Origin of the sequence: Pseudomonas sp. AO-1, assembly GCF_019775695.1 — a bacterium.
Classification (GTDB): Bacteria; Pseudomonadota; Gammaproteobacteria; order Pseudomonadales; family Pseudomonadaceae; genus Aquipseudomonas; species Aquipseudomonas parakoreensis.
The window spans coordinates 3,513,127-3,528,150 of record NZ_CP079947.1 but is presented as its reverse complement, the minus strand read 5'-3'; the positions used below and the strand labels follow the sequence as shown (position 1 = coordinate 3,528,150).

Below are 15,024 nucleotides of genomic sequence, written 5' to 3'. Positions count from 1 at the left end.
TTGAATTCCGTCCATTGAATAAGCAGGTGACGGATGATGGAGGATTAGACCGCCTCGTTCAAGGCGCAAATGCCGTAGGCGCGGGAGCTGCGACGTATAGGGAAAACCCTTAGATCGGTGTTTCGAGCCAATGAAAACGCGGGTTGCGCCGTTCTGAAGGAGCCGGCAATGCGTGGTTCAGAGCGGTCCAGCGCTTGAGAATCGCCAGTCAGTTTCAGACTAAAGTCGCCTTCAGGCCGTCAAAGCCATCTGCCATCATTGTCGCTCACCCCTGCGTGTCCACTTCTTCCCGGCTGTTTCTGACCCGGGACGGGAGCTATTTTTCTGGCTGACTGCGCCCTGGCGCAAACGCTGTACTGTTGGAGTTTTTCATGCGTCCCCCATTCCCTCTCATCACCCCGCGCCAGTCGTTTGGCTTCGGAGCCGTTGTGCTGTGCGCCGGTTTTGCTGCGCAGGTTCAGGCCAGCGGTTTTCTCGAAGACACCACGGCGAAAATCGAATCGCGCACGGTGTACTTCAACCGCGATTTCCGTGATGGGCACACCTCCAGTGACCAGGGCGCTTCCAAGCGTGAAGAGTCGGCGCAAGGCTTTATTCTCAATCTGCAATCGGGTTACACCGAGGGCACGGTCGGCTTCGGTATCGATGCGCTGGGCATGCTCGGCTTTCAGCTCGACTCCAGCCCTGATCGCAGCAACAGCGGCTTGCTGCCATCCAGCGGCGAGAACCCGCGCGGCTCGAAGGGGCAGTACGCGAAGATGGGCCTGACCGCCAAGGTCAAGGTCTCGGACACGGTGTTGAAGTACGGCGCGCTGCTGCCGGATCTGCCACTGCTCAAGTACAACGACGGCCGCCTGCTGCCCACGATGTTCAACGGTGCGATGCTGACCTCCAGAGAAGTGAAGGATCTGACCTTCATGGCCGCGCGTCTGGACAAGTACACCGCACGGGATTCCACTGATTCGCAAGACATCCGCGTGCACTGCAAGAACAAGCGCTACGCCTGTAACACCACCGCCGACCATTTCGACATGTACGGCATCGACTACAAGATCAATGATCGCCTGACCGCGCAGTATCACTACGCGGAACTGGAAGACATCTATCGCCAGCACTTTGTGGGGATGTTGGCTAACCAGCCGCTGGGTGACGGTGTGCTGAAGGCCGATGTGCGTTTGCTGAAAAGCGCCGACAGCGGTGATGCCAAGGCCGGCTCCATCGACAACCGCGCGTTGAGCGGCATGCTCTCGTACGGCATCAGCGGCCACACCTTCAGCGCCGGTTGGCAGCGCATGAACGGCGACAACTCGATGCCGTACCTCGATGGCAGCAATCCGTATCTGGTCAACTACGTGCAGGTCAACGACTTCGCGGCGGCGCAGGAGCGCTCCTGGCAGTTGCGTTACGACTATGACTTCAAGGCCATCGGCATCAACGGCCTGAGCTTCCTGACCCGTTATGTGAACGGTGACCACATCAAAGTCGCGGGCAGCGATCAGGAAGGCAAAGAGTGGGAGCGCGACAGCGAGTTGAAGTACGTGATCCAGACGGGCACGTTCAAGGATGTCAGCCTGCGCCTGCGCAATGCGACTTACCGCACCAACTATGAGAAATTTGCGCGGGATGTGGATGAGACCCGGTTGATTGTGAGTTACAACTTCTCCGTCCTGTAAACCTCGCTCCCTGTAGGAGCTGCCGCAGGCTGCGATCTTTTGATCTTGATTGTGAATAACAAAATCAAAAGATCGCAGCCTGCGGCAGCTCCTACAGGGGGACTGCGGCGGCCTACAACCAATGCCAGAGCCGGCTCCAGAAGCCGCGATTCAGATCCTCTTTGCACCCGGCATACTGCTGCGCATACACGTCGGAACGCGCCTGCACCTTGCGTGCAGTCGGCATCAGCCAGGCCTTGCTGGCGTAGGTCTTGTTGCGGAAACCGCCCCAGCCTTCGTGGTAGTTCAGGTACTGGTTATAGGCGTCGTACTTGTACACGCCGTTGATCGAGGTGGTCTTGTCCATGTACCAGCCGACGAAGTCGATGGCGTCGTCAAAGTCTTCGCGGTCAGCCCAATTGCGCCCGGTACTCTTCTGGTAATCGGCCCAGACTTCATCCTTGGCCTGGGCATAGCCGGCGGCCGTCGACACCCGGCCCCACGGAATCACCCACAACAGGTATTTGCGCGGCGTCTTGGCGTCGTAGCGGTAGCCGGACTCCTGATACATGATCGCGAAGGGCACTTGGATCGGCACGCCCCAGCGCTTTTGCGTGACTTGCGCCGCGTCGTACCAGTCGCTTTTTTCGCGGAAGATTTCGCAGATGTCTTCCGGCGAACGCGGCGGCGAGGTGCCGCAGCCGCTGAGTAATCCCGCCAGTATCAAAAGTCCCGCCGTCCGCCCCGACATCAAACCGTCATCCCCATGCGCGCAAAAAGGCCGACAGTCTACGCGCTCAGCTCAACTGGTGACGATAGGGCAAATCCGGACCGGTCTTGCTGCACGTCTGGGCGGCCGCCTGTACGGCAAACCTGAGCATCGCGTCGATCTGCTCGCGGCTGAGCTGTTGCACGCCCTCAACCGAGTCCAGACCTTGTTCGGTCAGCCAGGTGATCAGCGCCGCCTGAAAGGTATCGCCGGCGCCGACGGTATCGGCGATTTGCACCGAGCATGCTGGTACTGACCACGAGCCATGGGCGCGGCTGAACACCGTTGCGCCTTCGCCGCCACGGGTCAGGAACACCAACTGGCAGCGATGCTGCAGCCAGCCTTCGATCACGCGCTGCGGGTCCTGTTCGGGATACAGCAGGCTCAGGTCTTCGTCGCTGACCTTGATCATGTCGGCCAGTTGCACCAGGGTTGCCACGCGTTCGCGCCAGAGGTCGATGTTCGGCTCGGGGTTAAGGCGCACGTTGGGGTCGAGGGTGATCAGGCGCTTGCCGCTTTCGCGCTGCACCAGGGTCAGCAGGGTGTCGGCTATCGGCTGTACCACCAGCGAGAACGAGCCGATGTGCAGGCCACGCACGTCATCTCCGAGTTGCGGCAGATGGGCGAAGCTTAATTGGCGATCAGCACAGCCCTCGCCGCGAAAACTGTAATGCGGCGAACCGTTGGCACCGACCGCGACCATCGCCAGCGTGGTTGGCGCGGCGAAGTCGATCAGGTAGTCCGCACGCACGCCTTCTTCCTGCAGCACTTGCTGCAAACGTCGACCGAGATAGTCGGTGGACAGCCCGGCAAACAACGCCGAATCCACACCCAAACGGCGCAAGCCGACCGCGACGTTGAACGGCGAGCCGCCGGCAATCGCCTTGAAATTCACCTTCGAGGCCAGACCGCTGGCATCGTCTTCGCTGAAAAAATCGAACAGGGCTTCGCCACACACCAAATACATGATTGTTTGCTCTTTATAGGGTTGCGACATGCTGTTGATAGCGTTCATAGGCCTGCTGGAACGCCGCGACATGGGCGGCAACCGGCAGGGTTTCACTGTGCAGATCGAGCTTTACGCAGCGCTGGCAAAGATCGGCCAAAGAGTCCTCGTGGCCGTTCGACCATGACTTGCACCACGCCGCCTGAATCGCCGCGCCGAGGGCTGCGGCTTCGCTGTGTTCGGTGCAAATCACCGGGGTGTTCATGATGTCGGCGACGATCTGCCGCCACACCGCACTTTTCGAACCGCCGCCGATCAGGCAAATGCTGCGGCTTTGTAAACCATTGTGGCGCAACAGATCCAGTCCATAACGCAAACCGAAGGTCGTGCCCTCGACCACGGCGCGACACAGATTGGCCTGGGTCAGGTTGTTCAAGGTCAGGCCGTGCAGGCTGCCGGTGGCATGGGGCAGGGCGGGGACGCGTTCGCCGTTGAGGAACGGCAGCATGCTCACGCCTTCCGCGCCGATGGGCGCCTGGGCCACGAGCTGATTGAACTGCTCCAGGTCGAGGTCGAACAGCTCGCGTATTGCGCCGGTGGCGTTGGTCAGGTTCATGGTGCAGATCAGCGGCAGCCAGCCGCCGCTGGACGAGCAGAATGTGGCAACCGAAGCATCCGCGCTGACCTGCGGCGCCTCGGCGTAGGCGTACACCGTGCCGGAGGAACCGAGGCTCATGGTGATCGCCCCGGGTTGAATGTTGCCGGTACCGATGGCGCCCATCATGTTGTCGCCACCGCCGCTGGCGACCACTGCGTTCGGGTTGAGGCCCAACTGCTCGGCAATCGCTGGCAGCAGTGTGCCCACCGCCTGATGCGCGTCGATCAGCTCCGGCAATGCCGCTTGCAGGCGACCGGTGGGGTCAATATCACGCAGCAACTGCAAGTCCCACTGGCGGCTGCGCACGTTGAAATAACCGGTGCCGGAAGCGTCGCCGTACTCGCTGCAGGCGCGCCCGGTGAGCCAGAAATTCAGGTAATCGTGGGGCAGCAGGATGCGTGCGATGCGCGAGAACACCTCAGGATGCTGTTCTTTAGTCCAGAGTAATTTCGAAACGGTGTAACCCGGCGCGATGACCACACCGAGGCGCTCAAGCGAGCCTTTTTCACCGCCGAGGTGTTGGAGCAGACGCTCGTTTTCGTCAGTGGTTTCGGTGTCGCACCACAGCTTGGCCGGGCGCAGCACCTGGCCCTGATCGTCGAGCAGCACCAGGCCGTGTTGCTGGCCGGAGACACCGATGCCGAGGATCGCCTGCCCGTCGACATCGGCCGCGAGCAGGGCGCGGCGGGTGGCGAGAGCGAAGGCGTCGAGCCACTGTCGGGTGTCCTGCTCGCGGCGACCATTGGCGCCGCTGATCATCGTGTGCGTGGCGGCGCCTTCGCCGAGCACTTGACCGCTGGCCGCATCGAGGATGATCGCCTTGGTGCCCTGGGTGCCGCAGTCGATGCCGAGGAAGAGTTGTCGGGTGGTCACAGTGAGGTCCTCAGGGTGTCAGGTGAGTCAAGGTGAAGCCAATCGCTGGCAAGCCAGCTCCCACAGGTTCTCGGGTGTACGCAAAATTCATCAACGATTGAAAATCCTGTGGGAGCTGGCTTGCCAGCGATGGCGCCGGTGGTTTCACCGCATCACTCAGCCAGCACCCGCTCCAACGTGCGCGTCACACCCACCTCACGCAAGCTGTTGCAGCACCACTCAAACGCCGCCACAAATGCCGCCGAACGTGGAATCGCCGTGCCGAAAATCTCCTCGACCGCCAACAACCGCTGAGTGATCAACGCATCATCCGCCACCAGCCCCTGACAAAATTCCGCCCGTGGATCCGGAATCGTATAAGTGTCGCCATTTTCATCGACGCCCTGCAGATACAACGCCCAGGCTGCCACCACCAACGCTGCGCGCCTGGTTTCCTGGCCATCGGCAATCAAGCGATTGATCGTCGGAATGGTGAACTTGGGAAACTTCGATGAACCGTCCGAACACACCCGCTCCAGTTGATCGGCAATCGCCTGATTGGAAAAGCGCGCCACCAGCGTGTTCTTGTAGTCGGTCAGATCTATGCCCGGCACCGGCGCCAGTTGCGGGGTGACGTCAAGGTCCATGTAGGCGCGCATGTAGCGTACGAACAGCGGGTCGTTCATGGTCTCGTGGACGAAGCGATAGCCCTTCAAAAAACCCAGGTAAGTCAGGGCCAGGTGGCTGCCGTTGAGCAGCTTGATCTTCATCTCTTCGTAGGGCGAAACGTCATCGGTGAACTGCACGCCGACCTGTTCCCAGGCCGGGCGACCGTTGACGAATTTGTCTTCCAGCACCCATTGCACGAACGGCTCGCAGACCACTGGCCAGGCATCGTCGACGCCGTGTTTGTCGGCCAGTTGCAGGCGGTGGGCGGTGCTGGTCATCGGTGTGATGCGATCGACCATGGCGTTGGGGAAACTCACGTTCTGCTCGATCCAGTCGCGCAACCCCTGGTCGCGCAGCGTGGCGAAGGCCAACAGTGCCTTGCGGGTCACCGCGCCGTTATGCGGCAGGTTATCGCAGGACATGAGGGTGAACGCCGGTGTGCCCGCGTTACGGCGCTTTAGCAGCGCTGCGCAGAGGAAGCCGAACACCGTGGTCGGCGCGTCCGGGTTTGCCAGATCGTGCTGGATCTGTGGCAGGTGCGCCATGAACTCGCCGTTGCTGTCGTCGATGCAATAACCGCCCTCGGTGATGGTCAGCGAGACGATGCGGATCTGCGGATCGGCGAGTTTGTCGATCAGCGCCTGCGCGCCGTCTTCGGCCAGAAGCATGTCGCGAATCGCACCGATCACCCGCACTTCGGTGTCGTCGCTGTCGCCGAGTTCGAACAGGGTGAACAGGTAATCCTGCTCTTTGAGATCGTCGCGGGCACGGCGGTCTTCTGTGCGCAGGCCGACGCCGCAGATTGCCCAGTCCAGCGCCTGACCGGTATTCATCAGTGCATCGGTGTAATACGCCTGATGCGCGCGATGGAAGCCGCCGACGCCAATGTGCGCGATGCTCTGGCGGGTGTCGCTGAGGCTGTAGGCCGGCAGTTGCACCTCGGGGGCGAGGTGCTGCAGATTTTGCTTATTGAGTTTCATCGGACAAGTCTCGAGGTTCAAGCCGCGGCGCGCAGCGGGCGGGTCAGCGCCACGCCATTGGCGTCGAACAGGTGGCAATGGCTGGCGTCCAGGTGCAGGTTCAGTTGCTCGCCGTAGCGGCTCGCCAAGTCACCGCGCACACGCATGGTCAGGGCTTCGCCGGCGTTGGTGGTGACGTGGCAGAAGGTGTCGCTGCCCAGGCGCTCGCTGACGTCGGCGGTCACTTGCAGAGTGCAGTCGCCCGGTTGCGCTAGCTCCAGATGTTCCGGGCGAATGCCCAGGGTCACGGCGCTGCCGACGCTCAGATTGGCGGCGTTGAACGGCAGGGTGATGCGTGTACCGGCGTCCAGCGAGACTTCGCAGCTCTGGCCGTCGATGCGGGCGATCTTGCCCTTGAGGAAGCCCATTTTCGGCGTGCCGAGGAACCCGGCGACGAACAGATTGGCCGGGTTGTGATAGAGGTCCAGCGGTGAGCCGACCTGTTCGATCTTGCCGCCATTGAGCACCACCACCTTGTCAGCCATGGTCATGGCTTCGACCTGGTCGTGGGTCACGTAGATCATCGTGGCTTGCAGGTCCTTGTGCAGGCGCAGCAGCTCCAGACGCATTTGCACGCGCAGGGCGGCGTCGAGGTTGGACAGCGGCTCGTCGAACAGAAAGATCTTCGGATTGCGCACGATGGCGCGGCCGATGGCGACCCGTTGCCGTTGGCCGCCGGAGAGCTGTTTCGGCTTGCGCTCGAGCATCGGCCCGAGTTCGAGAATGCGCGCCGCTTCGCCGACCTTTTTCTCGACTTCGGCTTTTGGCACACCGGCCAGATCGAGGGCGAACGACATGTTCTTTTTCACGGTCATGTGCGGGTACAGCGCGTAGGTCTGGAACACCATCGCCAGATCGCGCTTGGCCGGGCTGACTTCGGTGATGTCGCGGCCATCGAGTTCGATGGTGCCGCCGCTGACTTCTTCCAGTCCGGCGATCAGCCGCAGCAGGGTGGATTTGCCGCAGCCGGACGGGCCGACGAAGACCACGAATTCCTTGTCGTTCACCTCAAGGTCGATACCCTTGATGATGGAGAAACCTTCGAAGCCTTTTTGCAGATTCTTGATTTTCAGGTTGGCCATGGTGATGGGCCTCCGCATTGTTGTTTTTTTTAAGATCAAAAGATCGCAGCCTGCGGCAGCTCCTACGCAGTGCCCCTGTAGGAGCTGCCGCAGGCTGCGATCTTTTGCTTTTAAATCTTCATTTCACGGCGCCAAATGAGAGGCCGCGCACCAGTTGTTTCTGGCTGATCCAGCCAAAGATCAGGATCGGCGCACAGGCCAGGGTCGAGACCGCTGACAACTTGGCCCAGAACAAGCCTTCGGGGCTGGAGTACGAGGCGATCAACGCGGTCAGTGGCGCGGCTTTCGACGAGGTCAGGTTCAGCGACCAGAAGGCCTCGTTCCAGCACAGGATCAGCGACAGCAGCACGGTGGACGCGAGGCCGCCCTTGGCGATCGGCAGCAGCACGCGGAGCATCTCCTGGGCGAGGGTGGCGCCGTCGAGGCGGGCGGCTTCGAGGATGTCTTTGGGGATGTCCTTGAAGTAGGTGTAAACCATCCAGACCACGATCGGCAGGTTGATCAGCGTGTAGATCACGATCAGCGCGATGCGCGTATCAAGCAGGCCGAAACTCTTGGCCAGCAGGTAAATCGGCATCAGCACACCCACCGGCGGCAGCATCTTGGTCGAGAGCATCCACAGCAGCGTGCCTTTGGTGCGCTGGGTTTCGTAGAACGCCATCGAGTAGGCGGCGGGTACCGCGATCAGCAGGCACAGCGCCGTGGCACTGAACGAGATCACCACCGAGTTCCAGGCAAAACTGAAGTAGTCGCTGCGCTCGTTGATGTGCAGGTAGTTCTCCAGCGTCGGCGTGAAGATGAATTGCGGCGGCGTGGCGAACGCGTCGATTTCGGTCTTGAAACTGGTCATCACCATCCAGAAGATCGGGAAGAAAATCACGATCGCGATGGCCCAGGCCAGGGTGCCGAGCAGCAGGCTTTGCAGCCGGCGGGATTGTTGAAGGGTCATGGCAGGCCTCAGGCTTTGTCAGTCAGGTTTTTGCCGATCATCCGCACCAGAATGATCGCGGCGATGTTGGCGATGACCACGGCAATCAAGCCGCCGGCCGAGGCCATGCCGACGTCGAACTGCACCAGCGCCTGGTTGTAGATCAGGTAGGCGAGGTTGGTCGAGGCGTAGCCGGGGCCGCCGTTGGTGGTGGTGAAAATCTCGGCGAACACCGACAGCAGGAAGATCGTTTCGATCATCACCACCACGGCAATCGGCCGCGCCAGGTGCGGCAGGGTCAGGTGCCAGAAGATCGCGACGGGACCGGCGCCATCCAGACGCGCGGCTTCCTTCTGTTCCTGGTCGAGAGATTGCATGGCGGTCATCAGGATCAGGATCGCGAAGGGCAGCCATTGCCACGAGACAATGATGATGATTGACAGCAGCGGGTAGTGCGCCAGCCAGTCCACCGGCTCGGCGCCGAACAGCCGCCAGACGTAAGCGAGAATCCCCGAGACCGGATGGAAAATCAGGTTCTTCCAGATCAGCGCGCCGACCGTGGGCATGATGAAGAACGGCGAGATCAGCATCACCCGCACGATGCCGCGGCCGAGAAACTCGCTGGCCTCGAGCAACGCACTGATCAGTACGCCGAACACCACGCTGATCAACAGCACGCTGCCCACCAGCAACAGGGTGTTGGTGGCACCGGGCAGGAACCCGGAGTCGGTCAGAAAGTAAGTGAAGTTCTCCAGCCCGACGAATTCGTTCACCCCCGGATCGAGCAGGTTGTAGCGAATCATCGAGAAATAAATGGTCATGCCCAACGGCACGATCATCCACAGCAGCAACAGGGCCACCGAAGGGCTGACCAGAAACCAGCCGGGATTGCGTACGCGGACTTTGCGCTGGGGTTGCGACAGGTCGAGGTGGGCTTTGGCAGTTGAAGTATTCATGGTGATCACAACCGTTTGGGTGCAGATACATGTTCAGGAGAGACAACCGTCCTGACATCGACGCGAACCCTGTGGGAGCTGGCTTGCCAGCGATGAGGCAGGCACATCCGACATTGATGTTGGCTGCTCAATCGCCATCGCTGGCAAGCCAGCTCCCACAGGTCAAGCAGTGGTTACTTGGGATAACCCGCGCGCTTCATCTCGCGTTCGGTGGTTTGCTGTGCGGCGGCCAGGGCTTGATCCACCGTGGTCTGGCCGATCAGCGCCGCCGAGAACAGCTTGCCGACCTGGGTGCCCACGCCCTGGAATTCAGGAATGGTCACCAGTTGAATGCCGATGTATGGCACCGGTTTCAGCGTAGGTTTGCTCGGATCTGCCGCTTTCAACGATTCCAGCGTGACCTTGGCGAACGGCGCCGCGCTCATGTAAGCATCGCTGTAGGTCGAGGCGCGGGTGCCCGGCGGCACGTTGGCGATGCCGTCGGTCTTGGCCACCAGCTCGCCGTATTCCTTGGAGGTCGCCCAGGCACTGAAGGCCTTGGCGGCGTCCTTGGCCTTGGAGCTGGTCGGAATCGCCAGTGCCCACGAGTACAACCATGCCGAGCCCTTGTCGGTGACCTGATGCGGGGCGAAGGTGAAGCCGACGTGATCGGCGACCTTGCTCTGGGTCTTGTCGGTGACGAACGAACCGGCGACAGACGCATCCACCCACATCGCGCACTTGCCACTGTTGAACAGCGCGAGGTTCTCGTTGAAACCGTTGCTGGAAGCGCCCGGCGGGCCGGATTTCTTCATGGTGTCGACGTAGAAGTTCAGCGCGTTTTTCCACTCCGGGCCATTGAATTCCGGCTGCCATTTCTCATCGAACCAGCGCGCGCCGTAAGCGTTGGCGACAGTGGTGATCAGCGCTATGTTCTCGCCCCAGCCGGCCTTGCCGCGCAGGCAGATGCCGTACTGCTCTTTGTCCTTGTTGGTGAGTTTTTCGGCGAAACCGGCGATCTGTTCCCAGGTCGGACGCTCGGGCATGGTCAGGCCGGCGTCCTTGAACAGGTCGGTGCGGTAATAGGTGATCGAGCTTTCGGCGTAGAACGGCAAAGCGTACAGCGAGCCCTTGACCGAGAGCCCTTCGCGCACAGACGGGAACACGTCGTCGAGGGCGTAACTGGCCGGCAAGTCCTTCATCGGTTCCAGCCAGCCTTTGGCGCCCCAGAGTGCGGCTTCGTACATGCCGATGGTCAATACGTCGAACTGCCCGCCCTGGGTGGCGATGTCGGTAGTCAGGCGCTGACGCAGGACGTTTTCTTCCAGCACCACCCAATTGAGCTTGATCTCCGGATGCTCGGCCTCGAAGGTTTTCGAGAGCTTTTGCATGCGGATCATGTCGCTGTTGTTGACGGTGGCGATGGTCAGGGTCTGGGCGCCAAGGCTGACGCTGCTGAGGGTCATGCAAGTGAGGGCAAGCAGAGCTTTTGCAGTGGGTTGCATCGTGCACTCCTTTTCTGCGTCCGTTGGGAAACAGAAGGACAGTTATTGTTTTTGTGTCTTCCTGTGCAGGAAGAATGTGTGCTGATTACAGCCCTCTATCGACGGACTGACAAATCATCCATCGCACTTGAACCGATACTTTTTTGCACTGGCAAAAAAGATCGCAGCCTGCGGCAGCTCCTACAGGGATCGGTGTAGGAGCTGCCGCAGGCTGCGATCTTTTGATGTGGCTATCAAGCGTGATTCTATTCGGTCAGGCGCTGCACCGCGAGGCGTCGATAGTGTGAAGGCGTCATGCCCTTGAGTTGCTGGAAGCGCCGATTGAAGTTGGAAATATTGTTGAACCCCGACTCGAAACACACCTCGGTCACTGGCTTGTCGCCGTCGGCCAGCAGTTCGCAGGATTTGCTGATGCGCAGGCGATTGACGAACTCGATGAAGTTGCGCCCGGTGGCCTGTTTGAATACGCGACTGAAGTAGGTCGGCTTCATCCCCAGATGCTCGGCGACTTCTTCCAGCGTCAGCTCCCGGGCGTAATGGTCGAAGATGAAATCGACGGCGCGGTTGGTGCGGTCGATATTGTGCTCGTCGGCCAGTTGCGTGTTGGTGGCGCCGGACAGCAACTGATAGTCGTCTGTCGCCGCCAGCAACTCCATCAGAATGAAAAAATGCCCCAGACGAGTGATACCGCGCGTATCGGCAATTCGCTGCATCAGCGTCATGGCCTGGCGGATCGTGTCTTTGTCGCGAAACTCGATGCCGTATTGCGCGCGCTCCAGCAGCGGCGCCAGAGTCTTGAGTTCGGCAAACACCTGGTGCCCACTGTCGAACAACTCATCAGTGAAGTTCACCAGCATGTCGCGCTTTTCCACCACTTCGTCTTCGGCCACCTGGCTGATCCAGTTGTGCGGCAGATTGGGCCCTGTAAGGAACAGCGTTTGCGGATAAAAGTTGCCGATGTAGTCGCCGATGAAGACCTTGCCGGAACTGGCGACGATCAGGTGCAGTTCGTATTCCTTGTGAAAATGCCAACGCACTAACGGGCAGGGAAAACCATGCTGACGGTAGATGATGGACAACCCGTTGTGATCGTCCATCAGCTCGTAGGAGGGATCAGTGATTCTGGTTGCCCGAGTCATGTCCTATACGTTCTGTTGTTATGTCCGGATGCTCATCATGCACGCGCGTCACGGACAGTGCCAGCACCTCAGCCCCGAGCCTTGACCAGGCCTTTGGCATGGTTGATCTGCTGGCAATATTCCGCGAGGCGCGTGGCACCGACGAAATCGGCATTGATAATGCTGCACTTTGGTGCCCAGCCCGAGTCCGGGCCAAACCATTGATTGAGTTCGTGGGTGATCCGCTTTACGCCGGCCAGTTCGCCATAGCTGGTGGCCGATAATGACCAGAGGCTGCCGGACGGCGGCGGGTTGGCCAGTGTTCGTGTGATGTATTGCTTGAGTTGCTCGGCAGAGGTGATATCTGAACCGCTCCACTCATGACGGATTTGCGGCCAGTACAGGGGCGATCTGAAATCCGGGTGCGAGTCGCTTGCCAACACCACTCGTTGTATCGGACTGATCTTTTTAAGTTGTTCAATGGTCAGCTGGCTGTTGTTTCTGGGAATAAGCCGCGAACCCAGCTCCGTGGTGATGACTTCGTGCAAGCCCTTGTAATCGAATGGTTGATTATTGATGCCCGTGAGTTCATGTATGTCCAATACGATGAACTCGTTCGGGTTATCACTGAGGAAGACGTTGAGACTTTTGACAAGTTCGCTCAAGGCACGCCCCCGGAACAGTTTCAAGCCATGAAACGTATGGAACTTCTTGATACCCAGCCAGTGTTCATCGGCATGCAGACGCACGTCGAAAGCGCGCACGCCTTCGTTAAGTTGCTGAATGAACGGGCCATCCTGGCAGACAAACCAGTTTTTCGCTGGCTGCACATACGCCGGGTACGAAAAGTCGTAATCAAGCCCGGCGTTATGGGCTCCGGGCCAGACCACTTCACCCAGCGTCAGTTGGTCGATACCGGGTGCGGACGCCATCCAGTTTTTTAAAGGGTAGTTGTTCATGGTGCATTCCGTTGCAGACAAAGTTTTATTTTCCGACCAGTCCATTATTCGGTCAGTTCGGAAGTTATTCTTTGATGCAGTCGGAAAAAGTACAAGTCAGCACTCTTTGCAAAGTGTTGGTACTGGGTTTTTGCAGTGTTGGCTTATCAACTTTTCTGGTTTTTGGCTTCGATCCACTGCGCCATGTATTGGGTACTTTTGTGCAAGTGGTGACGCAACATGCTGCCAGTAAAGTTGGCGCGCCGTAATGCCGACAAGTTATCGCGACAATGTTGCAGGCGAGCGATCAGCGCCGGGCCGTGATCAGCCTGCCGATAGCGCGCGTTCAATAACGCGACGCCGGCCTGCTGTGCGTCAGTCCAGCGCTGTTGGTCTTCATGCAGGGCGACCGCGGCATCGGCCAGGGCCTGGGCCGACAGGGCCACTTCACCCGGCCATGACAGCGCACCGCACATGCCTTCGGCACCGATGGGCGTGGTGACATTGGGCGTACCGCAGAGCATCGCATCGACGAGCTTGCCCTTGATCCCGGCGCCAAAGCGCAAAGGCGCCAGGCAAACCCGCGCTTGCGCCATCACTTGCAGTGCATCTTCTGCCCAGTTCATCACATGAAACCCCTGCGCCGCATTGTGCAGGGCTGTGGCCTTGGGCGGCGTATAGGCACCGTAGATATGCAGTTGGGCGCCGGGCAATTGCTGGCGGATCAGCGGCCAGACGGCGGTCTTCATCCACAGCACGGCGTCCCAGTTGGGCGCGTGACGGAAGTTGCCAATACTCAGAAAGTGCGCGCGCTCTTCAAAGGGAATGAACGAACCGCGCGGGGGTTCGAGCATCAGCGGGCACCAGTGCAGCAGTTCGCCAGGGACTTGAAACTGTTCGACCAGCAACTGGATTTCCACTTCGGAAATCATCAGATTCAGATCGCAGCGGTACAACGCGGCGATTTCCCGTTTGGCCAGATCGGTATCGGCCATCAACTCGAACTCTTCGCGCAGCGCCGGCGCGAACAGTGCGCTGAAGTCCTGATTGTCCGGGTCGTCTTTCAAACGCTCCTTGAGCCGTTGGTGGCGGGCGTGGCGCAGGCTCTGCAGGTCGGAAGTCTCCAGCACCCGCAAGGCATTCGGGCATTGCTTTTCGACGCGCCAGCCGAACTGCTCTTCCATCATGAACTGGTCGAACAGCACGATATCCGGGGCCAGTTCACTGATGAAAACATCGAAGCTGCTGTTGTTGAGTTCGATCGGCACCTCACGGATGCCCAGCGCGGTCAGGTCAGCCTTGTGCTCGCCCGGGCCGGCCGGGCTGCTGAAGGTGATGTCCCAGCCTTGCTGCAGGAATGTATCGAGGATCTGCATCACGTGCCCGCTGGCTGCCGAAGAGCGCGGTTCGGGCCAGACGTAACCGATGACCAGAACTTTGGTGGCGGGGGATGCAGTCATTGACAGGTGTTCCTTGCAGGCAGGCGGCTAAAAATGGCGCGCAATTAGACCACATCTGCAGCCGCTGCCGGATCAAGGCCAATCACTGCCCCAGAATGCTCTTGACCTTGTCACGCAATTGATCGATGGAGAACGGTTTGCCGATCACGTGCATGCCGGCAGGTACGTCGATGTTTTCGGCGTAACCGCTGGCGAACAGGACGGGCAGGGTGGCGCGGAGTTCACGTGCCTTGCCGGCCAGTTCACTGCCTGTCATGCCCGGCAGGCCGTAATCGGTCATCATCAAGTCGATACCCTTGCTCTGATCCCCGAGAATATTCAGCGCAGACTCACCGTCGTCCGCCTCCAGCACACTGAACTCCAGTTCCTCCAGCACATCGACGATGAGCATGCGTACGATGTCGTCGTCTTCTACTACAAGGATGGTGGGCGCTGGGGTGGACATATTGGGGCTCTCAAAAAAGGAAATCGGAATGGCGACCGGTCTAAAATG

At 59.9% G+C, this 15,024-nt stretch carries 13 protein-coding genes; 1 reads left to right on the top strand and 12 read right to left on the bottom strand.

The features are described from left to right. Positions 1-371: 371 nt before the first annotated feature. The gene (locus tag KVQ82_RS16035; protein WP_222014441.1) at positions 372-1,673 is read left to right on the top strand and encodes an OprD family porin; all 1,302 of its coding nucleotides are present in this window, start codon (positions 372-374) and stop codon (positions 1,671-1,673) included. A 112-nt stretch (positions 1,674-1,785) separates the two neighbouring features. Here the strand turns inward: KVQ82_RS16035 and KVQ82_RS16030 are convergent, their stop codons facing one another. The 12 genes from KVQ82_RS16030 to KVQ82_RS15975 form a co-directional block, all read right to left on the bottom strand. Further along, a complete protein-coding gene (locus tag KVQ82_RS16030; RefSeq protein ID WP_222014439.1) occupies positions 1,786-2,406 on the bottom strand; it encodes a hypothetical protein in 621 nt (206 codons plus the stop codon). Positions 2,407-2,449: 43 nt separating this feature from the next. Next, a complete protein-coding gene (locus KVQ82_RS16025) occupies positions 2,450-3,388 on the bottom strand; it encodes a carbohydrate kinase (protein ID WP_222014437.1) in 939 nt (312 codons plus the stop codon). A 13-nt stretch (positions 3,389-3,401) separates the two neighbouring features. Next, a complete protein-coding gene (xylB, locus tag KVQ82_RS16020; protein WP_222014435.1) occupies positions 3,402-4,898 on the bottom strand; it encodes a xylulokinase in 1,497 nt (498 codons plus the stop codon). Between the two features lie 152 nt (positions 4,899-5,050). After that, on the bottom strand, positions 5,051-6,526 hold the full coding sequence (locus KVQ82_RS16015; protein ID WP_222014433.1) for a mannitol dehydrogenase family protein: 1,476 nt from the start codon (positions 6,524-6,526) through the stop codon (positions 5,051-5,053). Between the two features lie 17 nt (positions 6,527-6,543). Next, positions 6,544-7,647, bottom strand: a complete 1,104-nt coding sequence (locus KVQ82_RS16010) for an ABC transporter ATP-binding protein (RefSeq protein WP_145598206.1) — start codon at positions 7,645-7,647, stop codon at positions 6,544-6,546. A 118-nt stretch (positions 7,648-7,765) separates the two neighbouring features. Beyond that, entirely contained in the window at positions 7,766-8,596 is an 831-nt protein-coding gene (locus KVQ82_RS16005) for a carbohydrate ABC transporter permease (protein ID WP_047294621.1), read from the bottom strand. Between the two features lie 8 nt (positions 8,597-8,604). Next, positions 8,605-9,531 carry a carbohydrate ABC transporter permease gene (locus KVQ82_RS16000; RefSeq protein ID WP_003225141.1) on the bottom strand — a complete coding sequence of 309 codons (927 nt, stop codon included), beginning with the start codon at positions 9,529-9,531 and terminating at the stop codon, positions 8,605-8,607. 173 nt (positions 9,532-9,704) lie between these two features. Then, on the bottom strand, positions 9,705-11,015 hold the full coding sequence (locus KVQ82_RS15995) for a sugar ABC transporter substrate-binding protein (protein WP_222014432.1): 1,311 nt from the start codon (positions 11,013-11,015) through the stop codon (positions 9,705-9,707). A gap of 245 nt (positions 11,016-11,260) precedes the next feature. Beyond that, positions 11,261-12,154, bottom strand: a complete 894-nt coding sequence (locus tag KVQ82_RS15990) for an AraC family transcriptional regulator (RefSeq protein ID WP_222014430.1) — start codon at positions 12,152-12,154, stop codon at positions 11,261-11,263. Positions 12,155-12,222: 68 nt separating this feature from the next. Then, positions 12,223-13,092, bottom strand: a complete 870-nt coding sequence (locus KVQ82_RS15985) for a phospholipase (RefSeq protein ID WP_222014427.1) — start codon at positions 13,090-13,092, stop codon at positions 12,223-12,225. A gap of 146 nt (positions 13,093-13,238) precedes the next feature. Beyond that, positions 13,239-14,531 (bottom strand): glycosyltransferase, encoded by a 1,293-nt coding sequence (locus KVQ82_RS15980; protein WP_222014426.1) that lies wholly within the window; start codon positions 14,529-14,531, stop codon positions 13,239-13,241. 82 nt (positions 14,532-14,613) lie between these two features. Further along, on the bottom strand, positions 14,614-14,976 hold the full coding sequence (locus tag KVQ82_RS15975) for a response regulator (RefSeq protein WP_145598202.1): 363 nt from the start codon (positions 14,974-14,976) through the stop codon (positions 14,614-14,616). Positions 14,977-15,024 lie beyond the last annotated feature (48 nt).

Bases quoted from the DNA above. Each gene is read 5' to 3' on its own strand.
- KVQ82_RS15980 (WP_222014426.1), bottom strand. From the start codon at position 14,531: ATGACTGCATCCCCCGCCACCAAAGTTCTGGTCATCGGTTACGTCTGG.
- KVQ82_RS15995 (WP_222014432.1), bottom strand. From the start codon at position 11,015: ATGCAACCCACTGCAAAAGCTCTGCTTGCCCTCACTTGCATGACCCTC.
- KVQ82_RS16000 (WP_003225141.1), bottom strand. From the start codon at position 9,531: ATGAATACTTCAACTGCCAAAGCCCACCTCGACCTGTCGCAACCCCAG.
- KVQ82_RS15990 (WP_222014430.1), bottom strand. From the start codon at position 12,154: ATGACTCGGGCAACCAGAATCACTGATCCCTCCTACGAGCTGATGGAC.
- KVQ82_RS15985 (WP_222014427.1), bottom strand. From the start codon at position 13,092: ATGAACAACTACCCTTTAAAAAACTGGATGGCGTCCGCACCCGGTATC.
- KVQ82_RS16025 (WP_222014437.1), bottom strand. From the start codon at position 3,388: ATGTATTTGGTGTGTGGCGAAGCCCTGTTCGATTTTTTCAGCGAAGAC.
- KVQ82_RS16005 (WP_047294621.1), bottom strand. From the start codon at position 8,596: ATGACCCTTCAACAATCCCGCCGGCTGCAAAGCCTGCTGCTCGGCACC.
- KVQ82_RS16010 (WP_145598206.1), bottom strand. From the start codon at position 7,647: ATGGCCAACCTGAAAATCAAGAATCTGCAAAAAGGCTTCGAAGGTTTC.
- KVQ82_RS15975 (WP_145598202.1), bottom strand. From the start codon at position 14,976: ATGTCCACCCCAGCGCCCACCATCCTTGTAGTAGAAGACGACGACATC.
- KVQ82_RS16035 (WP_222014441.1), top strand. From the start codon at position 372: ATGCGTCCCCCATTCCCTCTCATCACCCCGCGCCAGTCGTTTGGCTTC.
- KVQ82_RS16015 (WP_222014433.1), bottom strand. From the start codon at position 6,526: ATGAAACTCAATAAGCAAAATCTGCAGCACCTCGCCCCCGAGGTGCAA.